At 70.7% G+C, this 25159-nt stretch carries 18 protein-coding genes and 1 tRNA gene; 16 read left to right on the top strand and 3 right to left on the bottom strand.

All coding sequences use genetic code 11. The features are described 5' to 3' along the window. Window positions 1–47: 47 nt before the first annotated feature. Complete coding sequence (locus KZI27_RS11805) at window positions 48–515, bottom strand: hypothetical protein (RefSeq protein ID WP_222657792.1); 468 nt, start codon at window positions 513–515, stop codon at window positions 48–50. Between the two features lie 147 nt (window positions 516–662). Between KZI27_RS11805 and KZI27_RS11800 the strand changes: the two genes are divergently transcribed. The 5 genes from KZI27_RS11800 (at window position 663) to KZI27_RS11780 (ending at window position 4384) form a co-directional block, all read left to right on the top strand. Continuing rightward, complete coding sequence (locus KZI27_RS11800; RefSeq protein ID WP_261783877.1) at window positions 663–1346, top strand: response regulator; 684 nt, start codon at window positions 663–665, stop codon at window positions 1344–1346. After that, window positions 1343–2848 (top strand): sensor histidine kinase, encoded by a 1506-nt coding sequence (locus tag KZI27_RS11795; RefSeq protein WP_222657791.1) that lies wholly within the window; start codon window positions 1343–1345, stop codon window positions 2846–2848. Before KZI27_RS11800 ends, KZI27_RS11795 begins: the two co-directional genes overlap by 4 nt. A 12-nt stretch (window positions 2849–2860) precedes the next feature. Then, a tRNA-Leu gene (locus KZI27_RS11790) sits at window positions 2861–2942 on the top strand. Window positions 2943–3032: 90 nt separating this feature from the next. After that, window positions 3033–3638, top strand: a complete 606-nt coding sequence (locus KZI27_RS11785) for an ANTAR domain-containing response regulator (protein ID WP_022905562.1) — start codon at window positions 3033–3035, stop codon at window positions 3636–3638. Window positions 3639–3883: 245 nt separating this feature from the next. Next, window positions 3884–4384 carry a GNAT family N-acetyltransferase gene (locus tag KZI27_RS11780; RefSeq protein ID WP_222657790.1) on the top strand — a complete coding sequence of 167 codons (501 nt, stop codon included), beginning with the start codon at window positions 3884–3886 and terminating at the stop codon, window positions 4382–4384. A gap of 7 nt (window positions 4385–4391) precedes the next feature. Here the strand turns inward: KZI27_RS11780 and KZI27_RS11775 are convergent, their stop codons facing one another. Beyond that, window positions 4392–4760: a PaaI family thioesterase gene (locus KZI27_RS11775; protein ID WP_261784233.1), complete on the bottom strand. Its 369-nt coding sequence runs from the start codon at window positions 4758–4760 to the stop codon at window positions 4392–4394. A 100-nt stretch (window positions 4761–4860) separates the two neighbouring features. Here KZI27_RS11775 and polA point away from each other — a divergent pair, with 100 nt between their 5' ends. The 7 genes from polA (at window position 4861) to KZI27_RS11740 (ending at window position 15353) form a co-directional block, all read left to right on the top strand. Beyond that, window positions 4861–7530, top strand: a complete 2670-nt coding sequence (polA, locus tag KZI27_RS11770; protein WP_222657789.1) for a DNA polymerase I — start codon at window positions 4861–4863, stop codon at window positions 7528–7530. A gap of 37 nt (window positions 7531–7567) precedes the next feature. Beyond that, on the top strand, window positions 7568–9247 hold the full coding sequence (locus KZI27_RS11765; RefSeq protein ID WP_222657788.1) for a DUF885 domain-containing protein: 1680 nt from the start codon (window positions 7568–7570) through the stop codon (window positions 9245–9247). 160 nt (window positions 9248–9407) lie between these two features. Further along, a complete protein-coding gene (rpsA, locus tag KZI27_RS11760) occupies window positions 9408–10886 on the top strand; it encodes a 30S ribosomal protein S1 (protein WP_123312516.1) in 1479 nt (492 codons plus the stop codon). A 91-nt stretch (window positions 10887–10977) separates the two neighbouring features. Next, a complete protein-coding gene (gene coaE, locus KZI27_RS11755) occupies window positions 10978–11580 on the top strand; it encodes a dephospho-CoA kinase (RefSeq protein ID WP_222657787.1) in 603 nt (200 codons plus the stop codon). Then, window positions 11577–12662, top strand: coding sequence for a BPSS1187 family protein (locus tag KZI27_RS11750; RefSeq protein ID WP_222657786.1), 1086 nt, complete (start codon window positions 11577–11579; stop codon window positions 12660–12662). Before coaE ends, KZI27_RS11750 begins: the two co-directional genes overlap by 4 nt. 22 nt (window positions 12663–12684) lie before the next feature. Further along, the gene (locus tag KZI27_RS11745; RefSeq protein WP_222657785.1) at window positions 12685–14187 is read left to right on the top strand and encodes a class I adenylate-forming enzyme family protein; all 1503 of its coding nucleotides are present in this window, start codon (window positions 12685–12687) and stop codon (window positions 14185–14187) included. Next, a complete protein-coding gene (locus tag KZI27_RS11740; RefSeq protein ID WP_222657784.1) occupies window positions 14184–15353 on the top strand; it encodes an acyltransferase in 1170 nt (389 codons plus the stop codon). Before KZI27_RS11745 ends, KZI27_RS11740 begins: the two co-directional genes overlap by 4 nt. A 187-nt stretch (window positions 15354–15540) precedes the next feature. On the opposite strand, the gene KZI27_RS11735 is transcribed toward KZI27_RS11740, so the two are convergent. Then, window positions 15541–16869: an MFS transporter gene (locus KZI27_RS11735; protein ID WP_222657783.1), complete on the bottom strand. Its 1329-nt coding sequence runs from the start codon at window positions 16867–16869 to the stop codon at window positions 15541–15543. 193 nt (window positions 16870–17062) lie between these two features. On the opposite strand from KZI27_RS11735, the gene uvrB reads away from it, so the two are divergent. Genes uvrB through uvrC form a run of 4 tightly spaced genes read left to right on the top strand, consistent with a single transcriptional unit; the run spans window position 17063 to window position 25143 of the window. Next, window positions 17063–19135 (top strand): excinuclease ABC subunit UvrB, encoded by a 2073-nt coding sequence (gene uvrB / locus KZI27_RS11730; protein WP_315971214.1) that lies wholly within the window; start codon window positions 17063–17065, stop codon window positions 19133–19135. After that, the gene (locus KZI27_RS11725; protein WP_222657781.1) at window positions 19125–20042 is read left to right on the top strand and encodes an SDR family NAD(P)-dependent oxidoreductase; all 918 of its coding nucleotides are present in this window, start codon (window positions 19125–19127) and stop codon (window positions 20040–20042) included. The genes uvrB and KZI27_RS11725 overlap by 11 nt, the downstream gene beginning before the upstream one ends. 49 nt (window positions 20043–20091) lie before the next feature. Beyond that, entirely contained in the window at window positions 20092–23118 is a 3027-nt protein-coding gene (uvrA, locus tag KZI27_RS11720; protein ID WP_261783876.1) for an excinuclease ABC subunit UvrA, read from the top strand. Continuing rightward, window positions 23119–25143, top strand: a complete 2025-nt coding sequence (gene uvrC, locus KZI27_RS11715) for an excinuclease ABC subunit UvrC (protein WP_222657780.1) — start codon at window positions 23119–23121, stop codon at window positions 25141–25143. The last annotated feature ends 16 nt before the right edge of the window (window positions 25144–25159 follow it).

The following is a 25159-nucleotide window of genomic DNA, read 5'->3' as shown; positions in this document are numbered from 1 at the left end:
CCCGCGCGGTCGAGATCGCCGACGGCGCGCGCCTCCCGGCCTGGTGATCAGGAACCGGAGGTCGGCGCCGGCGTGGTGGTCGCGTCGGGCGCCGGCGGGGTGGGTGCCGTGCCCTTCGCACCGTCCTTCGGCGGGGTCGGTGCCGTGCCCTTCGCACCGTCCTTCGGCGGGGTCGGTGCCTTCCGCTCGTCGCCCTTCGGCGGCGCCGGCACCGTCGCGTGCTCGCCGGCCTTCGGCGGTGCCGTGCAGCCGGGCGCCGTCGCGGGGCCGCCCTCGGGCGGTGCGGGCACCGTCGCGGTGTCGCCGTCCGACGGAACCGGGGCCGGTGTGGCCGCGCCGGTCGACGCGCCGGTCGGGGCGCTCGGCGCCGGGGTGGTCGTCGCGGCGTTCGCCGTGGCGATGCCGAACCCGCCGAGCACCAGCACCGCGGCCGCGGCCGTGCCGATCCCGACCCGTCGCAGGAGTGCGCCGCGTCGCGGGGTGGTGGTGGTCGAGTCGTCTCGTTCGTCGAACATGGTGGTTCCGTTCCGTGACCGGGCAGATCCGGGTGATCCGCCGCTGGAGACGACGCTCGAGTCCGAATCTGAAGCATGCCTGAAGCACAGGGGTTCTCCAGCGTCCTCCATGCTCGGTGGCTGCCGGAGCGCCCTACGGTGTCCGCCGTGCCTGTTCCCGCTCGAATCCTGGTCGTCGACGACGACGACTCCATCCGGACGTCCGTCGCGACGACCCTGCGTGCCGAGGGCTTCACCGTCGCCGAGGTGTCCGACGGACGCGACCTCGTCGAGGACCTCCGCCGCGCCGCACCCGACCTCGTCCTGCTGGACTGGATGCTGCCCGGGCCGAGCGGCATCGTGCTCGCCGGACGGGTGCGCTCCACCTCGGACGCCGCCGTCGTGATGATGACCGCGCGGGACGAGCTCGACGAGCGGTTGCGCGGCTTCGCCGAGGGCGCCGACGACTACGTGGTGAAGCCGTTCGCGATGGCCGAGTTGGTGGCGCGGGTGACGGCGGTGCTCCGGCGGCGGGGGCGGATCCCGTCGGTCGTCGAGGTCGGCGACCTCGTCCTCGACCCGGACGCCGCCACCGCCCGGCGTGCCGGGGTCCTGCTCGACCTCACCGCGACGGAGTTCCGCCTGCTCCGGTTCCTCGCCGAGAGCCGGGGTCGTACCGTGTCGAAGGGGCAGATCACGACGCAGGTGTGGGGCTACGACGACGTCGCGGCGAACGTCGTCGAGGTCCACCTCAGCGCCCTCCGACGGAAGATGGAGGCGCACGGGCCGCGGCTCGTGCACACCGTCCGCGGCATCGGGTACCGGCTGAGCGACGAGCGGACGGCGGCGTGACGGGCGACAGCGGCCCGCTCCGGACGACCTCGTTGCGGCTGCGCACGGTCGTCGCGATCGTGGTCCTGCTCGCGGTCCTGCTCGCCGGACTGGCGGTCGCCGTCGAGGTGCTGCTCGGCATCCGGCTGCGCGCCCAGGCCGAGGACCGGCTCCGCGACCGGGCATCGGCCGCCGCCGCACTCGTCGGGACCGTCGACGCCGAGGACCTCGCCGACCGGCTCTCCGCGCAGGGGCTGTCGGTGCGCATCGTCGGGCCGGACGGCGGGGCCGTCGACGCCGGTCCGACGCCGGACCAGCTGCGGACGGGCCCGCCGGATCCAGGCGGCCTGCCGGCGACCGTACCGCGCGGCAGCGGACTCGTCGGTGGGACCGCGCCCACGGCCGCGGCGACGCCGACGACCACCGCGGACGGCGCCACGATCTCGTCGTCGACCGTGCGCGAGGGCGACGGGGTGCTCACCCTCGTGAGCCGGCTCGACGACGGCACCCGCATCACGCTGACCGTCGGCACCCGCGACGTGCAGGACACCCTGGTGCAGCTCGGCTGGGTGATGGGCGGTGCCTCCGCGGCGTTCCTCGGGGTCGCCGTCCTCGGTGTGGTGCTCGTCGTCCGTCGGTCCCTGCGGCCGCTCGACGAGATGGCGACGACCGCGCGGTCGATCGCGGGCGGCGACCGCGGCCGGCGACTCCGACCCTCGCGGCAGGACACCGAGATCGGTCGCGTCGCCGTCGCCATGGACGAGATGCTCGACGCCGTCGAGGGCGCGGAGCGCGAGGCCGTCGCCGCTGAGGGACGGGTCCGCTCGTTCCTCTCCGACGCCGCGCACGAGCTGCGCACGCCGGTCGCCGGGGTCCGTGCGGCGGCCGACACGCTCGTGCGCGGCGTCGGCGACGTCGCCACGCGCGAGGTGCTCGCCGTGCACGTCGTCCGCCAGGCAGACCGCGCCGCGCGGCTCGTCGAGGACATGCTCACGATGGCCCGGCTCGACCGGGGGATCGAACTCGACCGACGACCGGTGGACCTCGGCGCCGTCCTCGTGGCGGAGGGCGACCGGCTGCGGTTGCGGCTGCCGTCCGTCGCGCTCGAGGTCGTGGTGCCCGAGCGGCCCGTGTGCGCCGACGTCGACGCCGAGCGGCTCGCCCAGGTCGTCGCCAACCTCGTCGACAACGCCGCCCGCGCTGCCGGACCCGCGGGCAGGATCGTCGTCTCGCTCGACGACCGGGGAGCGGGCCCCGTGGTCCGGGTGGAGGACGACGGTCCGGGCATCCCGGTGCAGGACCGCGTGCGGGTCTTCGACCGACTCGTCCGGCTCGAGGCCGCTCGCGACGCCCGTTCCGGCGGGGCCGGACTGGGACTGCCGATCGCACGGGGCATCGCGGAGGCGCACGGCGGGTCCCTGCAGCACGCCGAGGACGGCGGAGGCCACGAGGTCGGCCTGCTCGGCGGTGCGGTGTTCGAGCTGCGGCTGCCGGCGGCGGTCGAGGGGCGGGGGTCCTGCTAGCCTGGAGGCCTCGCGAGTGTGGTGGAATCGGCAGACACGGGGCACTCAAAATGCTCTGCCTCACGGCGTGCGGGTTCAAGTCCCGCCACTCGTACAACGCATGCTCACGGCGCGCGGGGCTGTTCCGGCCCCGTGTCCCGCCACTCGTACAACGCAACATCCGGCGTCTAGTAGGCTTGCCGCTGTGAGTGACACAGAAGCAACTGCAACAGCACCCCGTCGCGTCGTCGTCGCCGAGGACGAGTCGCTCATCCGCCTCGACATCGTCGAGATCCTGCGCGACAACGGGTTCGACGTGGTCGGTGAGGCCGGCGACGGCGAGACTGCCGTGCAGCTCGCCACCGACCTCCGCCCCGACCTCGTCGTGATGGACGTCAAGATGCCCCAGCTCGACGGCATCTCCGCAGCCGAGAAGCTGTCCAAGAACCACATCGCTCCGGTGGTCCTCCTCACGGCGTTCAGCCAGAAGGACCTCGTCGAGCGTGCCACCGAGGCCGGTGCGCTGGCCTACGTGGTCAAGCCGTTCACCCCGAACGACCTGCTCCCCGCGATCGAGATCGCCCTCTCGCGGCACCAGCAGATCATCACGCTCGAGGCCGAGGTCGCCGACCTGGTCGAGCGCTTCGAGACGCGCAAGCTCGTCGACCGTGCCAAGGGCCTGCTCAACGAGAAGATGGGCCTCACCGAGCCCGAGGCGTTCCGCTGGATCCAGAAGGCCTCGATGGACCGCCGCCTGACCATGCACGACGTCGCCAAGGCGATCATCGAGCAGCTCAGCGCCAAGAAGTAGCACCACCCGTCGCTCACACCAGCGCCGCCGGACCACGGTCCGGCGGCGCTGCTGCGTTCCCTGGCGCCTGGGGCACTCGGTGCGTGTGCATGTTCCGACACGACACCGGTCGATCGACGCGTGTTCCGTCGGAGTGTGCGGGCGCATCGTCTGCGTGTGCATGTTCCGACACGACTCCGGTTGATCGACGCGTGTTCTGTCGAAGTGTGCGGACGCATGTGCTCGTGAGGACGAAGGGTGGGGCGGTGGAGGCGACCACCTGGCAGGCTGGACCCGTGGACGACGTGGTGATCCGGGCCTCCCGGCCTGACGACATGCCGGTGGTGGCCGACCTGCGGTGGCGGTGGAGCGTCGGCGAGGGTGGCGCCGAGCCGGCTGCGACGCCGGACGACTACCGTGCGGCGATGGCGGCCTTCGCCCTGGAGCACCCGGACACGCACCGGTGCGTGGTCGCGGAGCGCGACGGCTCGGTGCTCGGGATGGCGTGGCTCGGACTCGTCGCCCGGCCGCCGACCCCGGACCGGCCGGGGCGACGCCTGACCGCCGACGTGCAGACCGTCTACGTGCACCCCGACCTGCGCGGGCTCGGCGTCGCCGGACGACTCGTCACGGCACTGCTCGACATCGCCGACGACCTCGGTGTGGAGCGGACCTCGGTGCACTCGAGCGTCGACGGCGAGCGGCTCTACCGGCGCCTCGGCTTCGGCGATGCGCGCCTGTTGCTGCAGCGTCCGCCCGAGGACTGACGACGGTTCAGCGTGCCTCGCGGATGAGGTTGGTGATGCGGACGGTGGAGCAGCGCCGCCCCTGGTCGTCCGTGATGACGATCTCGTGCGTGGTGAGCGTGCTGCCGAGGTGGATCGCGGTGCAGACGCCGGTGACGGTGCCGGACGTGGCGCTGCGGGTGTGCGAGGCGTTCAGCTCGATGCCGACGGCGTAGCGGCCCGCGCCGGCGTGCACGTTCGCGGCCATCGAACCGAGGCTCTCGGCGAGGACGACGTAGGCGCCCCCGTGCAGCAGGCCGACCGGTTGGCGGTTGCCCTCGACCGGGATGCTGCCGACGGCACGGTCGGCCGACATCTCGGTGATGACCATGCCCATCTTGTCGGCGAGCTCACCCATCCCGCGGGCCGCGAGGCGCTCGTCGACGTTCCCGGTGATGGTGGCTTCGTCGGTCACGCGCTCGAACTCCCGTGTCGGATGGCGTCGGTAGGCTGTCCGGGTGTCGGACTCCGCAAAGCCTACCCTCATGGTCATCGACGGCCACTCGCTCGCCTTCCGGGCCTTCTACGCACTGCCGGTCGACAGTTTCGTGAACCGCGACGGGCAGCACACGAACGCCATCCACGGCTTCATCTCGATGCTGCTCATGCTCCTGCAGCGCGAGAAGCCGACCCACCTGGCGGTCGCGTTCGACATCTCCCGGTTCTCGTTCCGCACCCGTGAGTACGAGGCGTACAAGGGCACCCGCTCCGAGACCCCGGCCGAGTTCAAGGGCCAGATCCCGCTGCTGCAGCAGGCGCTCGAGGCGATGGGCATCACCACGGTGACGAAGGAGGACTACGAGGCCGACGACATCCTCGCGACCCTGTCGTCCCAGGGTGCCGCGCAGGGGTACCAGGTCTACGTGGTCTCCGGCGACCGCGACGCGATCCAGCTCGTCAACGACGACGTCACGCTGCTCTACCCGTCGGTCCGCGGCGTGTCCGAACTGACCCGGTACGACCGCGACAAGGTGTACGAGCGCTACGGCATCGAGCCGCACCAGTACCCCGACATCGCGGCCCTCGTGGGCGAGACCAGCGACAACCTGATCGGCATCGACAAGGTCGGCGAGAAGACCGCGGTCAAGTGGGTCACCCAGTACGGCTCGCTCGATGGCGTCCTCGAGCACGCCGACGAGATCAAGGGCGTGGTCGGCAACAACCTGCGCGAGCAGCAGGACCGGGCCGTCCGGAACCGCCGGCTGAACCGTCTGGTCACGGACGTCGAACTGCCGGTGGGCCCGGCCGACGTCGCGCTCCGGCCCCTCGACGAGGCCGCCGTGCGTGAGCTGTTCGCCAAGCTGCAGTTCCGCACGCTGCTCGACCGCGTCTTCAAGGTCGCCGGCTCGGGCGAGCCGTCCGAGCAGCCGGCCGAGGGCGGGGTGACGGACGGGGCCGCGACCCCGCCGTCGGTCAAGACCCTGATCGACGAGGAGCTCGGCTACTGGCTCGAGCGGCGCAACGCGTCCGAGGCGGCGAACGGCTACGGCGTCGCCGTCGAGGTCATCGACGGCCGGCTCAGCACCATCGGCATCGCGACCCACGACGACGCCGTCCAGGTCCCGGGCGGCAGCGGCGCGAAGGACTACGAGCAGCTGTCGGCGTGGTTCGCCTCCGACGCCCCGAAGCACTTCCACGACGCCAAGGCGGCGATCAAGGCGCTCGCGACCGCCGGCTTCGTGGTGAACGGCGTCGCCGGTGACGCCCGCATCACGGGGTGGCTCGCCCAACCCGGCAAGCAGGGGCAGCCGCTGGCCGACCTCGTCTACCAGGAGCTCGGCGAAGAGCTCCCCACCGCCGACCCGAACCAGCTCGTGCCGGAGACCGACCCGGTGAACGTCGGGGTGCACGCGTGGTTCGTCCTGCGGGTCACCACGGCGCTCCGTGCCCGGCTCGACGAGTCGTCGCTCACGGTCCTCGACGACATCGAGCTCCCGCTAGTGTCGGTGCTCGCGAGCATGGAGACCATCGGCGTCGGGATCGACCGTCCGGTGCTCACGGGGCTGTCGAAGGAACTGGGGGAGCGTGCCGCCGAACTGGCGCAGCAGGCGTTCGCCGAGATCGGACACGAGGTGAACCTCGGCTCCCCGAAGCAGCTGCAGGAAGTCCTGTTCACCGAGCTCGCGATGCCGAAGACCCGCAAGACGAAGACCGGGTTCTCGACCGACGCCACCAGCCTGGCGGACCTGCAGGAGCAGCACCCGCACCCGTTCCTCGGGCTGCTGCTGCAGCACCGCGACGCCACCAAGCTCCGCCAGATCGTCGACACGCTCGACGCGGCGATCGTCGACGGGCGCATCCACACCCGGTACGAGCAGACGGGCAGCAGCACCGGCCGCATCTCGTCGACCGACCCGAACCTGCAGAACATCCCGGTGAAGACCGCCGTGGGGCGCCGGGTCCGGTCGGCGTTCGCCGTCGCGGAGCCGTACACGACGCTCATCACGGCCGACTACTCGCAGATCGAGATGCGCATCATGGCGCACCTGTCGGGCGACCCGGGGCTCATCCAGGCGTTCAACGAGGGTGAGGACCTGCACCGGTTCGTCGGCGCCCGGGTGTTCGGCGTCGAGCCGGCCGAGGTGTCCGCCGAGATGCGCACCAAGGTCAAGGCGATGTCGTACGGCCTGGCCTACGGGCTGAGCGCGTTCGGGTTGTCGAAGCAGCTGCGGATCGAGCAGTCCGAGGCCCGGACGCTCATGACCGAGTACTTCGCTCGGTTCGGCGCGGTGCGCGACTACCTGCGCAACGTCGTCGAGCAGGCGCGCGAGGACGGCTACACCGAGACGATCTTCGGCCGTCGCCGCCCGTTCCCGGACCTGAAGAGCCCGAACCGCGTCCTGCGCGAGAACGCCGAGCGCGCCGCGCTGAACGCGCCGATCCAGGGCTCGGCTGCCGACATCATGAAGATCGCGATGCTCGGCGTCGACGAGGACCTGCGCGACGGCGGCCTCGAGTCGCACCTGCTGCTCCAGGTGCACGACGAGCTCATCCTCGAGGTCGCGCCCGGCGAGCAGGAGCGCGTCGAGGAGATCCTGCGCACCCGGATGGGCAACGCCGCCGAGCTCACCGTGCCGCTCGACGTCTCGGTCGGTGTCGGCGCGAACTGGGAGAGCGCGGCGCACTGACCGCGTGCCGGAGGGCGCTGGTGGATAGGGTCGGAGCATGAGCGAAGCGCGTCCCGTCCGTCAGCAGACCGCCGTCGACCACGTGGCCGAGGGATGGGTCGCCACCCTCGTCGACCTCGACCCGACGACGGCGACCTACATCGGCGTGCCGGGTCGGACGGGGGAGTACGGCGACACCTCGCCCGCCGGAGCAGCCGCCCTGGCCGACGCGGCGCGGTCGACGAAGCGCGCCCTCGACGCCGCTGCGGCGGTCGACCCGGTCGACGAGGTCACGAAGGCCGACCTCGGCGCCGAACTCGACCTCGTGCAGGAGTCGTACGAGCGAAAGCTCCACCTGCGCGACCTCAACGTGATCGCGAGCCCGGCGCAGTCCGTCCGCGAGATCATCGACCTGATGCCGACGGCGACGGAGGCGGACTGGCAGGACGTCGCCAGCCGGCTGCACGCGCTGCCGGACGCGCTCGAGGGCATCCGCGAGACCCTGCTCGAGGGCACACGCGAGGACGTCACGCCGGCGAAGCGGCAGGTCGCCCTGGTCGCGGAGCAGGCCGCCCGCAACGGCGCGGAGGACGGCTTCTTCCGCCGCCTGGCCGAGGGCGCGGCGTTCGACGACGGCTCTGCCGTGCCGGACTCGCTCCGCGCCGAGCTGACCCGCGGCGCCGAGGTCGCGTCGGCCGCGTACCGGAGCCTCGGGCAGTTCCTCGAGCACGAACTGCTGCCGCTCGCCACCCCGGTCGACGCCGTCGGGCGCGAGGCGTACGAGCTGCACTCCCGCCGGTTCCTCGGCGCCGTCGTCGACCTCGACGAGACGTACGCGTGGGGCCTCGAGGAACTCGCCCGCATGCGCGACGAACAGGAGCGCATCGCGGACCGGATCGAGTCGGGCGCGAGCGTGGCCCGGGCGATCGAGGTGCTGGACACCGATCCCTCCCGGATCCTGCACGGCACGGACGCCCTGCAGCGGTGGATGCAGGAGACGAGCGACGCTTCGATCGCGGCGATGGCCGGCACCTACTTCGACATCCCGGAACCGATCCGCCGCCTCGAGTGCCGGATCGCCCCCACGCAGGAGGGCGGGATCTACTACAGCGGTCCGTCGGACGACTTCTCGCGCGCCGGCCGGATGTGGTGGTCGGTGCCCGAGGGCGTCACCGAGTTCGGCACCTGGCGTGAGAAGACGACGGTGTACCACGAGGGCGTCCCCGGTCACCACCTGCAGATCAGCCAGGGCGTCTACAACCGCGGCGAGCTCAACACGTGGCGCCGCCAGCTGTCCGGCTCGTCGGGCCACGTGGAGGGCTGGGCGCTCTACGCTGAGCGCCTGATGGAGCAGCTCGGGTTCCTCGACGACGACGGCGACCGGCTCGGCATGCTCGACGGGCAGCGCATGCGTGCCGCCCGCGTGGTGCTCGACATCGGTGTGCACCTGCAGAAGACCAACCCGGACGGCGGCGGCTGGACGTGGGAGTACGCCCTCGACTTCATGCGCGAGAACGTGAACATGGACGACGCGTTCGTGCAGTTCGAGGTCGCGCGGTACTTCGGGTGGCCCGGCCAGGCGCCGTCCTACAAGGTGGGCCAGCGCGTGTGGGAGTCGATCCGCGACGAGGTCGCCGCCCGCGAAGGCGCCGACTTCGACCTGAAGGCGTTCCACCGTCGTGCGCTCGCGCTCGGCAGCATCGGTCTCGACACCCTGCGCAGCGCCCTGCTCCGCTGACGCGCCGCCGACACGCCCGGTTGTGGGGGCTCGGCCGGTGCGGTTAGACTTGTGCGGCGCAATCCGCGCCACTCAATCAATCGCCACGGCGGAGCACCACGGGGGTCTCGACTCCCCGCACGCCACGGCCCGACTCATGTCCGTTCGGAGCAATCTCTACATGACAACCACTACGACCAAGGCTCCTAAGCAGGTCGCCATCAACGACATCGGTTCGGCTGATGACTTCCTGGCCGAGGTCGAGAAGACCCTGAAGTTCTTCAACGACGGTGATCTCATCTCCGGCACCGTCGTGAAGATCGACCGCGACGAGGTCCTCCTCGACGTCGGTTACAAGACCGAGGGCGTCATCCCCTCGCGCGAGCTCTCGATCAAGCACGACGTCGACCCCAACGAGGTCGTCAAGGTCGGCGACGAGGTCGAGGCCCTGGTTCTCCAGAAGGAGGACAAGGAAGGCCGCCTCATCCTGTCGAAGAAGCGTGCGCAGTACGAGCGCGCATGGGGCGACGTCGAGAAGATCAAGGAGTCCGACGGCGTCGTGACCGGCACGGTCATCGAGGTCGTCAAGGGCGGCCTGATCGTCGACATCGGTCTCCGTGGCTTCCTCCCCGCGTCGCTCATCGAGCTCCGTCGCGTCCGCGACCTCACGCCGTACCTCGGCCAGGAGATCGAGGCGAAGATCCTCGAGCTCGACAAGAACCGCAACAACGTGGTCCTGTCGCGCCGTGCGCTCCTCGAGCAGACGCAGTCCGAGTCCCGGACCACGTTCCTCAACAACCTGCACAAGGGCCAGGTCCGCAAGGGCATCGTCTCCTCGATCGTCAACTTCGGTGCGTTCGTGGACCTCGGTGGCGTCGACGGTCTCGTCCACGTCTCCGAACTCAGCTGGAAGCACATCGAGCACGCCAGCGAGGTCGTCGAGGTCGGTCAGGAAGTCACCGTCGAGATCCTCGAGGTCGACCTGGACCGCGAGCGCGTGTCGCTCTCGCTCAAGGCGACGCAGGAGGACCCGTGGCAGGTCTTCGCCCGCACCCACGCGATCGGCCAGATCGCACCGGGCAAGGTCACGAAGCTCGTCCCGTTCGGTGCCTTCGTCCGCGTTGCCGACGGCATCGAGGGCCTGGTGCACATCTCGGAGCTCTCGAACAAGCACGTCGAGCTCGCCGAGCAGGTCGTCTCGGTCAACGACGAGGTCTTCGTCAAGATCATCGACATCGACCTCGACCGTCGCCGCATCTCGCTCAGCCTCAAGCAGGCGAACGAGGGCGTGGACCCCGAGGGCACCGAGTTCGACCCGGCGCTCTACGGCATGCCGACCGAGTACGACGACAAGGGTGACTACAAGTACCCGGACGGCTTCGACCCGGAGACGAACGAGTGGCTCGAGGGCTACGACACCCAGCGCACCGAGTGGGAGGGCCAGTACGCGGCCGCCCAGGGTCGTTGGGAAGCCCACAAGGCGCAGGTCGCGAAGACCATCGCCGACGAGGAAAAGGGTGGCTTCGACCTCCCGGCCGGCGCGTCGTCGTCGTCCGCTTCCTCTTCGTCGTCGTTCTCGAGCGAGACCGGTGGCGCGAGCCCCCTCGCCGACGACGCTTCGCTGGCGGCGCTCCGCGAGAAGCTCAGCTCGACCAACTGATCGAGCGAGTCGCACTGACCGGAAGCCCGGCATCCCCCAGGGGGTGCCGGGCTTCCGGCGTTTCCACGCCGCGGGTCGTTAGCCTGTCCGCGTGCGCATCATCGGTCTCACGGGCGGCATCGCCGCGGGCAAGTCGACGGTCTCCAGGCGTTGGGCGGAACACGGCGGGATCGTCGTCGACGCCGACCGGCTCGCGCGGGACGCCGTCGCGCCGGGCAGCCCCGGTCTCGCGCAGGTCGCCGAGCGGTTCGGCCCGACGGTGATCGCAGCGGACGGTTCGCTCGACCGTCCGGCGCTCGGGGCGATCGTGTTCTCGGACTCGGCGGCCCGGAAGGACCTCGAGGCGATCACCCACCCCGAGGTCTGGCGGCTCGCCCAGCGTGCCTTCGACGCGGCCGAGACCGCCGATCCGGACGCCGTCGTCGTGTACGACGTGCCGCTCCTCGCCGAGGCCCGCGGATCCCGCCCGCTCCGGTTCGACGCCGTCGTGGTGGTCGACGCCCCGGCCGCACAGCGCATCGAGCGGCTCGTGGCCCACCGGAACATGCCCCGGGACGAAGCCGAGCGCCGCGTGGCCGCACAGGCGAGCGACGCCGACCGGTTGGCCCTCGCCGACCACGTCGTCGACGCGACGGGTTCGCTCGACCAGACCGTTCGATCGGCCGACGAGGTGTGGTCGCGGATCACCTCGTGAAGCACCGTCTGCTGCTGGTCCTCGCCGCGATCGTGCTCGTCGCGATCAGCGGCGGAGCACTGGTCGCCGCGAACCTGCTCGGCGCCCAGCGCATCGAGGACGAGGGGCGGGCACCGACGTCCGATCGTTCGCACGCCGACGAGGCACCGTCGGGCGACGAGCGTGGCCCCGACGGGGAGTTCCACCGGTTCCGACTCGGCACCGTGAACGGCGAGCGGCTCACCCCCAACCGTGACGACTTCGCCGCCCGCACCTCGGTCGACGGCCCCCTGCTGCTGTTCCTGCCCGCGACGCGGTCCCGCCCGGCCGAGTACCAGCGGTTCCTCGGACAAGCTCTCGCGGACGGCTACCACGTGCTCGGGCTCGACTACTGGAACCTCGGTCGCACCCTGTCCGGTACCTGCGAGGCCGACGCCCGCTGCTACGGCATGGTGCAGCGCAACCGGTTCGACGGCACCCGTCCGTCCGAGTTCAGCTCCGTGACGCCCGCCGGGTCGATCGTGTCGCGCTTCCGCGACGCCGTCGCGTACCTGGACGACCACGACCCCGACGGCGGATGGGGCCGCTTCGTGCAGGGCGACGACGACATCGCCTGGCAGGACATCGTCGTGGCCGGACACTCCCAGGGCGGCGGCGAAGCGGCGTACATCGCGCACATCCGGTCCGTCCGCGGGGCGCTGATGTTCTCGTCGCCGGTCGAGTCGCGGGGGCCGTCGCACGCGGCGTGGATGGACCGCCCCGGCAAGACCCCCGTCGCACGGATGTACGCCGTCGACGACGTCCGCGACGCCTTCGGGCCGCGGATCACCGGGTCGTGGACGGTGCTCGGGCTCGACGGCGTCGACGGACCCTTCCGGACGGACACCGCCCCACCGCTCGCCGGCGCAGACCCGCACGCGATCCTGACCGACGTCCGGGGCCGGGGGAAGGCGCACTCGCTCATCATCAAGGACTCCACGCCGCTCGGACCGGACGGCGAACCCCGGATGTCGGCGCTCTGGCAGTGGATGCTGCACCGCTTCCCGACGACGGCCGGGAGCGCTGCTCCCTCCGACGGCGCTGCTCCCTCCGACGGCTCATAGGCTCCCGCAATAGCCTCTGCTGGTGCAGCCCGTCGACGGAGAACCCGACCTGCGCTCGCTCATCCGCGATCGTGCGGCGGAGAGCCCCGAGCGCCCGTACCTGGAGGACGCCCGCTCCGCGCGCGTCCTGAGCTACCGCGCCCTCGAGGACGCGGTGACCGCCTGGTCCGCAACGTTCGACGCGATCGGCGTCCCGGCTTCCGGAGCCGTCCTCGTCGACGTGGGCGACCCCCTCTGCTTCGCCGTGGTGCACCTGTCCGCAGTCGCGACCGGGCGGCGGGCGGTCCCGGTGGACACCGGTCAGCCGGCGACCGAGCCGGCCCGGCTCGCGGACCTGATCGGCGGGGCGTCGATCGTGGTGTCGGACCGTGCCGTGGAGGGGGCCGTCCCCGGGGCGCCCGCGAGCGGGATCGACGCGGCCACGTTCCTCCCGGCCGCCGTCCGCGACGGTGACGTGCCCACGCAGAGCCCGGACGCACCGGGCGAGGGATCCGTGGTGCTGTTCACGTCCGGGTCGACCGGCGCGCCGAAGGGCGTCGAACTGCCGGAGTCGCAGCTGCTGTTCGTCGCGCGTGCCGTCGCACGGCACAACGGGTTGACCGACCGCGACCGCGGCTTCAACTCGCTGCCGCTGTTCCACGTCAACGCCGAGGTCGTCGGCCTGCTGGCGACGCTCGTCGCCGGGGCGACGCTCGTGCTCGACCCGCGCTTCCGGCGGACCGGGTTCTGGGAACTGCTCGCCGAACGGCGCGTCACCTGGCTGAACGCCGTGCCGGCGATCCTGGCCGTGCTCGCGAAGACCGGCCCACCGGACTTCCCGGAGGGCCTCCGGTTCGTCCGGAGCGCCTCGGCGCCGCTGCCGGACCCGGTACGCGCGGCGCTCGGGGACGTCCCACTCGTCGTGAGCTGGGGGATGACCGAGGGGGCGTCCCAGATCACCGCGACGCCGTTGGACGCGCCTGCCCGCCCTGGGACCGTCGGCGTGCCGGTCGGGTCCGAGGTGCAGGTGCGCGACGAGGACGGCACCCCGCTGCCCGCCGACGAGGTCGGTGCGCTGTGGGTGCGCGGGCCGGGGATCGTCGGGCGCTACCTGTTCGGGCGTGCGGCGGACCGCTTCGACGCCGACGGGTGGCTCAGCACCGGCGACGTGGGGTCCGTCGCAGCGGACGGGTGGGTCTCGCTCGCCGGACGCTCCGACGACGTCATCAACCGGGGCGGCGAGAAGGTCTACCCCGCCGAGGTCGAGGACGTCCTGCTCGGTGACCCCCGGGTGCTCGAGGCCGTGGTCGTGGGGCGGCCGGACGACGTGCTCGGGGCCGTCCCGGTGGCGTACGTGATCCTGCAGCAGGACGCAGCAGCGCCGGTCGACGCCGCCGCGCTCGTCGCTGACCTCACCGCGCGCGCCGAGGCCCACCTGACCCGCTTCCGCCGACCCGTCGAGATCATCGTCGTCCCCGACCTGCCGCGGGCTCCCACCGGCAAGGTGCAGCGGGCGAAGGTCCGGACGATGGCGCAGCCGTCGTGACCGGCGCCCAGCCGCAGGTCCAGACCCCGACCCGCACCGCGGCGGGCAAGCCACGCCACCTGTACGAGGTCGACGTCCTCCGGATCCTGACCTTCGCCTGCGTCATCGGCGTGCACACCACGAGCCACACGGCCGCGTCCGACGACGTCGGCCTGAACGCGCTCCTCGCCCTGCTGCACTTCACCCGGCTCGTCTTCTTCTCGTTGACCGCCTTCGTGCTCGTCTACAGCTACACGGTGCGTCCGCGGCCGATGGCGCAGTTCTGGCCCAAGCGGTTCCTGCTCGTGGGGGTGCCGTACCTGGCGTGGTCGTTCGTGTACGTCGGGTCCAGCTGGCTCCTCAGCAGTACCCGTCGGGGTGACGTGCCCGACCTGGTGCGCACCCTCGCGGAGGGCATCGTCACCGGCACGTCCTGGTACCACCTGTACTTCCTGCTCGTGACCATGCAGGTGTACCTGCTGCTGCCCGTCATCGTGTGGCTCGTCCGGAAGACCCGTGGGCACCACGTGACGACGCTCGTCGTGGCGCTGGTGGTGCAGCTCGTGGTGTTCGCCGGCTACAAGTACTTCCCGGCGAGCGACGCCTGGTTGCACGGCTACCAGAAGCAGTTCTTCTTCTCGTACGTGTTCTTCATCGTCTCCGGGGCGATCGCCGCCGACCACGCCGATGCGTTCCTGCGGTTCATCCGGGTGCACCGACGGGCCGTGCTCTGGGCCTTCGCCGGCGTCGGCGCACTGACGCTCGGCGTCTGGGCGCTGCAGGGCGCCCTCGGCCAGTCGCTCTACGCCGCGGGGACGCCGCTGCAGCCGATCGAGGCCGTGTGGAGCACCGCGGTCTTCGTCGGCTTCCTGGCGATCGGTGCGCGTTGGGCGGATCGTCGGCGCCCCGGCAGCCCGGTCGCGCGGTTCGTCGACTACGCCTCGGACCGGTCGTTCGGGATCTTCCTCAGCCACCCGTTCCTGATCTGGATCCTGCTCTACGGCGACAGTTGGCTCGAGGCCGTGGTGCCGCGGCCGTGGCTGACGCTCGTGACGTACCTGCTCGTGGTGGTGCTGTCCGTGGCGGTGACCGAGGCCTTCCGGTGGACCCCGCTGAGCGTGCCGCTCACGGGCCGGCCGTCGCTCGCGTCGCGCGTGAGACGTCAGCCGCGCAGCCAGCAGCGCTGACCCCTGCGTTCCGGGCGTACCTGGTCGCTTCTTCCGACCAGGTACGCCCGTTCCTGCTTGCTGTGCGCGGCGGTGGACGCGTGGTGCGGCGGACGGGAGGCGCGGGGCGGGCTGGACCCGGGCCTCCCGTCCGGCGGGTGGGGACCACCAGGGCCCCGCACGCGCCCGGCGGTTCGAACCGCGTGCGTCAGGCGGCGCGCTGCTCCGCGGCGGGGGTGCCGACCTCGAGGACGCCGTTCGTCGACGTGAGCCGCTGCGGCTTCATGCACCACGCGACGACCGCCGCGGCACCGAGCAGCACGCACGACAGGGCGAAGGGCAGCTGCCAGCCCGACGCGTCGATGAGCAGGCCGAAGACGATCGGGGAGACCACGCCGGCGATGCCGAAGCCGGTGTTCATGAACCCGGACGCGGTGCCGGACCACTGTGGGGCGACGTCCATCGGGATCGCCCAGAGGTTCGCGTTGCAGAGCTCTAGGAAGAAGAACGACAGCGCCAGCGAGATCGTCGCGACGAGCAGGCCCTGCCCGATCACGAGGGGGATGAGGCAGACCAGCGAGCCGCCGAGTCCGATCACCAGGACCGTCCGGCGGGCGTTCCGGGTGTTGCCGCCGCGGTGGATGATCCGGTCGCTCAGCATGCCGCCGACCGTGTCCCCGACGACGCCGGCGAGCAGGATGAGGGTGGTGAACAGCGCGAAGTCGCCGATCTCGAGCCCGTACGTCGAGCTGAGGAAGGTCGGCAGCCAGGTGAGGAACACCCAGAGGGTCCAGCCGTAGCCGAAGTCGACGAACGTCACCGGCAGGATCTGCCGCGCCATCTGGCGCCACGGCACCGGCGGGCGGGTGGCACGGGTCTCGACGGGCGGGAGCTCGTCGATCTCGACCTGCGTGATGCCCTTCGTGGACTCGGGCCGGTCGCGGAACCAGACGAACCAGACGATGCCCCAGGCGAAGGACAGGACCGCCGTGGCGAAGAACGCCCACCGCCAGCTGCCCGTCGAGCCGATGACCCAGGCGACGAGCAACGGAGCCAGTGCGTTGCCGAGCCGGGCCGCGGAGTGCACGACGCCCTGCGCGAAGCCGTTGCGGTCGCGGGGGATCCAGCGGGTCATGGCCTGGGTGGCGGTCGGGAACGCCGCGGCCTCGCTGAGCCCGAGGAGCGCACGGGCGGCGAACAGCGTCCAGAAGCCGACGGCGAAGCCGGTCCACAGCGTCGCGACGCCCCAGACCACGGTGATGACGAAGAGGGCCTTGCGCGGCCCGAACTTCTCGCTGATCGTGCCGCCGAACACCTGCAGCAGGGCGTAGGGCAGCGAGAACGCGGACACGATCAGGCCGGCGGTGGCCTCGTTGAAGCCGAACTCCTCGGTGATGTGCGGCAGCGCGGTCGAGATGTTCGTGCGGTCGATGTACGAGATCGCGTACATGCAGCAGAGGAGGACGAGCACTCGTCCGCGGATGCGACCGCGGAACGGGGTGCCCTTCGTCGCTGCGGCGGGGGTCGCCGTCGTCATGGGGCCTCTTCGGGTGTGGCTCGTGCTGGCTCGTCGGGGACGTGCGGAGCGATCGGGTTGCTGAACGGACCGGACGCTATGCCCGCTGGTTATCAGCGGACTTGGAGGCTGCTTGGCGAGGACGATACGCCGAGGGCGAGCAGTGGCGCCGGTGTCAGGGGTGCCGACTACCGTTGCGGACATGGGTGTTGCGATCGAACCGACCCGAGCGGTACGTCCGTTCGAGGTCATCAGCGAGTACACGCCGAGTGGCGACCAGCCCGCGGCCATCGCGGAACTCGCCGGGCGGATCAACGCCGGTGAGACCGACGTCGTGCTGCTCGGTGCGACCGGTACGGGCAAGTCGGCGACGACCGCGTGGCTCATCGAGCAGGTGCAGCGGCCGACGCTCGTGCTCGCGCACAACAAGACCCTCGCCGCGCAGTTGGCGAACGAGTTCCGCAGTCTGATGCCGAACAACGCGGTCGAGTACTTCGTGTCGTACTACGACTACTACCAGCCCGAGGCGTACGTCCCTCAGACGGACACCTTCATCGAGAAGGACTCCTCGGTCAACGCCGAGGTCGAGCGGCTCCGGCACTCGACGACGAACTCGCTGCTCAGCCGGCGCGACGTCGTCGTGGTGTCGACGGTGTCCTGCATCTACGGCCTCGGCACGCCCGAGCAGTATATGAACGCCTCGGTGGCGCTGCACGTGGGGCAGACGATCTCGCGCGACCAGCTCGTGCGCAAGTTCGTCTCGATGCAGTACCAGCGCAACGACGTCGACTTCGCCCGCGGCACCTTCCGCGTGCGCGGCGACACCATCGAGATCATCCCGATGTACGAAGAGCACGCCATCCGGATCGAGATGTTCGGCGACGAGATCGAAGCGCTCTCCTCGCTGCACCCCCTGACCGGCAACGTGATCGACGACCTGCCGGCCGTGTCGATCTTCCCGGCGTCGCACTACGTCGCGGACACCGACGTGATGCACCGCGCGATCGCCGACATCAAGGTCGAACTCGCCGAGCGCCTGGCCGAGCTCGAGGGACAGGGCAAGCTGCTCGAGGCCCAGCGGCTCCGCATGCGCACCACGTTCGACATCGAGATGATGGAGCAGATCGGCTTCTGCTCGGGCATCGAGAACTACTCGCGCCACATGGACGGCCGCGTCGCGGGCGAGGCCCCGCACTGCCTCATCGACTACTTCCCCGACGACTTCCTGATCGTCATCGACGAGTCCCACGTCACCGTGCCGCAGATCGGCGCGATGTACGAAGGCGACGCCTCGCGCAAGCGCACCCTGGTCGACCACGGGTTCCGGCTGCCGAGCGCGCTCGACAACCGTCCGCTGCGGTGGGAGGAGTTCCTCGACCGCGTCGGGCAGAAGGTCTTCCTGTCGGCGACGCCCGGTCGGTACGAGCTCGGCATCACGGACAGCGTCGTCGAGCAGATCATCCGCCCGACCGGCCTGGTCGACCCCGAGATCGTGGTGAAGCCGAGCGACGGCCAGATCGACGACCTGCTCGAGGAGATCAAGCAGCGCGTCGACAAGGACGAGCGTGTGCTCGTCACCACCCTGACGAAGCGCATGGCGGAAGAGCTGACCGACTTCCTCGGCAACGCCGGCGTACGGGTGCGCTACCTGCACTCCGACGTCGACACCCTGAAGCGCGTCGAGCTGCTCACCGAACTGCGACAGGGCGTCTACGACGTGCTCGTCGGCATCAACCTGCTGCGAGAGGGCCTCGACCTGCCCGAGGTGTCCCTCGTGGCCATCCTCGACGCCGACAAGGAGGGCTTCCTGCGGTCCTCGACGTCGCTCATCCAGACGATCGGTCGCGCGGCCCGCAACGTGTCGGGCCAGGTCCTCATGTACGCCGACAAGATGACCGACTCGATGAAGACCGCGATCGAGGAGACCGACCGCCGTCGCGAGAAGCAGGTCGCGTACAACCTGGAGCGCGGTATCGACCCGCAGCCGCTCCGCAAGAAGATCGCCGACATCACCGAGGTGCTGCAGCGCGAGAACGACGACACCAAGGCGCTGCTGCAGGGCCGTCCCGGTGCCGACGGTCGCCGCTCGCCCACGCCGAACCTGAAGCGCGGCGGCATCGCGGGCGAGGGCGCGACCCAGCTCGGGGCGACGATCGGCGACCTCAACGACCAGATGCTGCAGGCCGCGGCCGAGCTGAAGTTTGAGCTCGCCGCGCGCCTCCGTGACGAGGTGCAGGACCTCAAGAAGGCGCTGCGGCAGATGGAGTCGGCCGGGCATGTCAGCTGACGGTCGCCGCACGGTCGTCGTCACCGGGGCGAGCGCGGGCCTCGGGTACCACGCGGCCGAGCAGCTCGCCGCGTCCGGGCACCGGGTCGTGCTCGCCACCCGCGACCGTGCTCGGGCGGCAGCGGCGGAGCAGAGCATCCGCCGCCACGTGGACGGTGCGTCGTTGGCGCACGTGCACCTCGACCTCGCCGACCTCGACTCCGTCCGTGTCGCCGCCGCCGAGCTCGCGGCCCTCGAACCGGACGGCGTCGACGCGGTCGTGAACAACGCCGGGGTCGTGGGTGCCTCGACCGCGAGCAGAACCGCACAGGGCACCGAGCTGCAGATCGGCACGAACCACCTCGGGCACTTCGCCTGGACGGCGCTGACGATGCCGCTGCTCGAACGGCGTGCCGGCCGCGTCGTGCACCTCGGGTCCATCGCGCACCGGTGGGCCCGGCTCGACCCGGCCGACCCGTTCCGCGTCGGCCGGTACTCCAGCTACCGGCAGTACGGCCGCAGCAAGCTCGCCGTGATGCTGTTCGGCTTCGAACTGGCCCAGCGGCTGGCGGACGCCGGCTCGTCCGTCGCCAGCGTCGTGGCGCACCCCGGGCTGTCGCTCGACGCGCTCTCTCCGGAGCGACCGGACATCGCGCCGTCCCGTCCGGAACCCGCGTGGACCCGGCCGGCACAGCGGCTGTACGCGCAGGGGAAGGACGCCGGCGCCGAACCCCTCGTGCACGCCGCGGTCGCCACGGGTGTGCGCTCAGGGGAGTACTGGGGCCCGGCCGGGTGGATGCAGCTGCGCGGATCCGCAGCCGTGGTCCGTGCCGAGCCGCGCGCGCACGACCGGACCGCTGCAGCGCAGCTCTGGACGGCCAGCGAGCGTCGTTCCGGGGTCGCGTTCGCTCTCGACGCACTCGTCTGACCACCGACTCGCGGGCGGATGTCGGACCCCTTTCGTACAATCGACGGCGATGACAATCACCTCTGACCGCGGCACCGCGACCTCGGGCCGGAACGCCTTCGGCGAGCCGACCGACCCCCCCCTCCCCGGCGTGACCGTCCCGACCGGCTCCTCGACGCTCAGCGTCCGCGGGGCCAGGGTGCACAACCTCCGGAACGTCGACCTCGAGATCCCCCGTGACTCCCTCGTGGTGTTCACCGGCCTGTCCGGATCCGGCAAGTCGTCGCTGGCCTTCGACACGATCTTCGCCGAGGGGCAACGACGCTACGTCGAGTCCCTGTCCGCGTACGCGCGACAGTTCCTCGGCCAGGTCGACCGCCCCGACGTCGACTTCATCGAGGGGCTGTCGCCCGCGGTGTCGATCGACCAGAAGTCGACCAACCGCAACCCGCGGTCGACGGTGGGCACGATCACCGAGGTCTACGACTACATGCGTCTGCTCTGGGCGCGCATCGGGGTGCCGCACTGCCCGACGTGCGGCGAGGTCATCAGCAAGCAGACCGTGCAGCAGATCGCCGACCAGCTCATGGAGTTCGAGTCCGGCACGCGCTTCCAGGTGCTCGCCCCCGTCATCTCCAAGAAGAAGGGCGAGTTCGTCGACCTCTTCCAGGAACTCGCGGCCTCCGGCTACGCCCGCGCGATCGTCGACGGGGAGCGGATCCAGCTCAGCGACCCGCCGAAGCTCAAGAAGCAGGTCAAGCACGACATCTCGGTGATCGTCGACCGTCTGGTGTCGAACGACGACATCCTCGGTCGACTCACCGACTCGCTCGAGACGGCACTGCGCCTGACCGGTGGCACCGTCGGCATCGACCTGGTCGACCACGACGGCCCCGGCGCCGTCCGCACTTACTCCGAGAACCTGTCGTGCCCGAACAACCACCCGCTGGCGCTGACCGAGATCGAGCCCCGCACGTTCTCGTTCAACGCACCGTTCGGCGCCTGCCCGGAGTGCTCCGGGCTCGGCACGCGGATGTCGGTCGACCCGGACCTCGTGCTCGGCGACCCCGACGCCTCGCTGCGCGACGGCGTCCTGCTGCCCTGGACCGGAGCGAGCGGGCTGTACTCGTACTTCGAGAAGCTCCTCGCCGGCCTCGGCAAGGACCTCGGCTTCACGCTCGACACCCCGTGGAGCCAGCTCGACGCCTCGGTGCAGGCCGCGATCCTGACGGGCAAGGACTTCCAGGTGTCGGTGTCCTGGCGCAACCGGTTCGGCCGCGAGATGCGCTACACCAGCGGGTTCGAGGGCGTCATGCCGTACATCGAGCGGAAGTTCGCCGAGGCCGAGTCGGACTCGCAGCGCCAGCGGTTCCAGGGCTACCTGCGCGAGGTCCCGTGCCCGGTGTGCGAGGGCACGCGCCTCAAGCCCGAGGTCCTGGCGGTCACCGTCGACGGCCGCAGCATCGCCGACGTCACCGACATGTCGCTCGACAACGCGTACTCGTTCATGGACACCCTGACGCTCACCGACCGCGAAGCGCACATCGCCGCAGCGGTCCTGCGTGAGATCCGGGCGCGCCTCGAGTTCCTGCTCGAGGTCGGCCTGAACTACCTGACGCTCGCGCGCGGTGCCGGCGGGCTCTCCGGCGGCGAGGCACAGCGCATCCGTCTGGCGACCCAGATCGGCTCCGGTCTGACCGGCGTGCTGTACGTGCTGGACGAGCCGAGCATCGGTCTGCACCAGCGGGACAACCGTCGCCTCATCGACACCCTGGTCAAGCTCAAGGACCTCGGCAACACGCTGATCGTCGTGGAGCACGACGAGGACACCATCCGCACCGCCGACTGGGTCGTCGACATCGGCCCCGGAGCCGGCGTGAACGGCGGCAACGTCGTGCACTCGGGTTCGTACGAGGGCATCATCGCGAACCGCGAGTCGGTGACGGGGGACTACCTCGCCGGCCGTCGTGCGATCGAGGTCCCCGCCGAGCGACGCAAGGTCAACCTGAAGCGCGCGATCACCGTGCAGGGCGCTCGGGCGAACAACCTCAAGACGATCGACGCCGACTTCCCGCTCGGGGTGTTCACCGCGGTCACGGGCGTGAGCGGGTCGGGCAAGTCGACCCTGGTCAACGACATCCTGTACAAGGTGCTCGCCAACCAGCTCAACGGTGCCCGGCACATCGCCGGCAAGCACACCCGTGTGAAGGGCCTCGACCAGCTGGACAAGGTCGTGCACGTCGACCAGGCGCCGATCGGCCGCACGCCGCGGTCCAACCCGGCGACCTACACGGGCGTGTTCGACCGGATCCGTCAGCTGTTCGCCGAGACGCCCGAGGCGAAGACCCGCGGCTACCAGCCCGGTCGGTTCAGCTTCAACGTCAAGGGCGGTCGGTGCGAGAACTGCTCCGGCGACGGCACGATCAAGATCGAGATGAACTTCCTGCCCGACGTGTACGTCGCGTGCGAGGTCTGCGGCGGTGCGCGATACAACCGCGAGACCCTGCAGGTCCACTACAAGGGCAAGAGCATCTCCGAGGTCCTGGACATGCCGATCAGCGAGGCGGCCGAGTTCTTCGAGCCGATCTCGGCGATCCACCGCTACATGGCGACGCTCGTCGACGTGGGCCTCGGCTACGTCCGTCTCGGCCAGAGCGCGACCACGCTCTCCGGCGGCGAAGCGCAGCGCGTCAAGCTCGCGACCGAGCTGCAGCGGCGCTCGAACGGCCGGACCGTGTACGTGCTCGACGAGCCGACGACGGGTCTGCACTTCGAGGACGTCCGCAAGCTGCTCCTGGTGCTGCAGAGCCTGGTCGACAAGGGCAACACCGTCATCACGATCGAGCACAACCTCGACGTGATCAAGTCGGCCGACTGGGTCATCGACATGGGGCCAGAGGGCGGCGCCGGCGGCGGGACGGTCCTCGCCACCGGCACCCCGGAGCACGTCGCCGACGTCCCGGAGAGCCACACCGGTGTCTTCCTGCGCGAGATCTTCGACGCCCAGGACGCCCGCGTCGGCAAGCAGCAGGCGGTGGAGGCCCGCACGGCGAGCCAGCCGGGGAAGTCGACCAAGCAGAAGGCGGGTGCACGGTAGGTGGCGGACACCGTTCCGTGGCGTCCGAAGGCAGGGGAGATCCCGACCGACCCGGGCGTCTACCGATGGCGTGACGAATCCGGGCGGGTGCTCTACGTCGGCAAGGCGAAGAACCTCCGCGCCCGGCTGAGCAACTACTTCGCGCCGCTGCCGACACTGCACGAACGCACCCGTCGGATGGTGCTGACGGCCCGCAGCGTCGAGTGGACGACGGTCGGCTCCGAGATCGAGGCACTGCAGCTCGAGTACACCTGGATCAAGGAGTTCGACCCGCCGTTCAACGTCAAGTTCCGCGACGACAAGTCGTACCCGTACATGGCGATCACCATGGCGGACGAAGCGCCTCGGGTGATGGTGACGCGGAACCGGAAGATCAAGGGTGCGAAGTACTTCGGGCCGTACCCGAAGATCTGGGCGGTGCACGACACCATCGACCTGATGATCAAGGTGTTCCCGATCCGCACCTGTTCGGACTCGTCGTACAAGCGCGCGATGCAGACGGGCAAGCCCTGCTTCCCCGGGCAGATCGGCAAGTGCGGCGGGCCGTGCTCGCAGCGCGTCACCATCGAGGAGCACCGGGCGCTCGTCGAGGAGTTCGTGCGGTTCATGAACAGCTACGACCGCCGGGTGATCACCGAGCTGCGCCAGCGCATGGGGGCCTCGGCCGACGCCATGCAGTACGAGCAGGCCGCGAAGTTCCGCGACCAGGTCGAGGCGCTCGAGGCCGTGCTCGAGAAGTCCGCCGTGGTGCTCCGCGACTCGGTGGACCTCGACCTGTTCGGCATCGCCGAGGACGAGCTCGCCGCCGCCGTGCAGCTGTTCTCGGTGCGTGGCGGACGCATCCGCGGTGTCCGCGGGTGGGTGGTCGACAAGGAGCTCGACATCTCGACGGGTGACCTGGTCGAGCAGATCGTGCAGGGCGTGTACGCCGACAACGAGCTCACCCCGGCCGCCGTCGCCGAGGAGCCCCCGCGCGAGGTGGTCGTGCCGACCCTGCCCGAGGACGCCGAGGCGCTGCAGCAGTGGCTCAGCGAACGGCGGGGCGGCCGCGGCACGAAGCTCAGCACGGCGCAGCGCGGCGACCGGGCCGGTCTGGCCCGGACGGCGGCGCAGAACGCGGCCCAGGCGCTGATGCTCTACAAGACGAAGCGCTCCGCCGACTACACGACGCGCTCGGCGGCCCTCGCCGACATCCAGGACGCCCTCGGCATGACCGAGGCCCCGCTCCGCATGGAGTGCTACGACATCTCGCACCTGCAGGGCACGAACGTCGTGGCGTCGATGGTGGTGTTCGAGGACGGTCTGCCCCGCAAGGACCAGTACCGCCGCTACACGATCGCCGAGACCACGGACGACACCGACAGCATGTACCAGGTCCTCACCCGGCGTCTGGCGCGTCTCGACGAGGACGCCGACCTGCCGGACGTCCCCGACGTCACGAGTGACGAGGTGGTCGAGGGCTCGAAACCCTCGAAGCGGTTCGCGTACCGCCCGCAGCTGCTCATCGTCGACGGTGGACAGCCGCAGGTGCAGGCGGCGAAGCGCGCGTTGGACGAAGCCGGCGTGCGGGACATCGCATTGGTCGGCATCGCGAAGCGGCTCGAGGAGCTCTGGCTGCCCGACGACGACTTCCCGGTGATCATGCCGCGCAACTCCGAGGCGCTCTTCCTGATCCAGCGGATCCGCGACGAGGCACACCGCTTCGCGATCACGCACCAGCGCACGCGGCGCAAGCGCGACGTGCGGTCCAGGCTGTCCGAGATCCCCGGGCTCGGGCCGAGCCGTGTGAACGCGCTGCTGAAGCACTTCGGTTCCGTCGCGCGTCTGCGTGAGGCCACCGCCGAGGAGATCAGCGAGGTCAACGGCGTCGGGCCGGCGACCGCTGCGGCGGTCGTCACGAAGCTCCAGCAGACCCCGACCAGCGCGCCGGACGCCGAGACGGACGCTGCGGACGCCGAGCCGGTCCCAGGAGGCCCGGTGCGGGTCCCGGAAGTGACCCACGACGGTCCGCAGCTGCCGTCGTGACGCATCCCGTGCCTCC

This window comes from Curtobacterium sp. TC1 (assembly GCF_019844075.1).
In the GTDB taxonomy this organism is placed as follows: Bacteria; Actinomycetota; Actinomycetes; order Actinomycetales; family Microbacteriaceae; genus Curtobacterium.
This window is presented reverse-complemented; position numbering and strand designations above follow the sequence as displayed.

Bases quoted from the DNA above. Each gene is read 5' to 3' on its own strand.
- KZI27_RS11805 (WP_222657792.1), bottom strand. From the start codon at position 515: ATGTTCGACGAACGAGACGACTCGACCACCACCACCCCGCGACGCGGC.
- KZI27_RS11775 (WP_261784233.1), bottom strand. From the start codon at position 4,760: ATGGGTGAGCTCGCCGACAAGATGGGCATGGTCATCACCGAGATGTCG.
- KZI27_RS11765 (WP_222657788.1), top strand. From the start codon at position 7,568: ATGAGCGAAGCGCGTCCCGTCCGTCAGCAGACCGCCGTCGACCACGTG.
- rpsA (WP_123312516.1), top strand. From the start codon at position 9,408: ATGACAACCACTACGACCAAGGCTCCTAAGCAGGTCGCCATCAACGAC.
- KZI27_RS11735 (WP_222657783.1), bottom strand. From the start codon at position 16,869: ATGACGACGGCGACCCCCGCCGCAGCGACGAAGGGCACCCCGTTCCGC.
- KZI27_RS11725 (WP_222657781.1), top strand. From the start codon at position 19,125: ATGTCAGCTGACGGTCGCCGCACGGTCGTCGTCACCGGGGCGAGCGCG.
- uvrA (WP_261783876.1), top strand. From the start codon at position 20,092: ATGACAATCACCTCTGACCGCGGCACCGCGACCTCGGGCCGGAACGCC.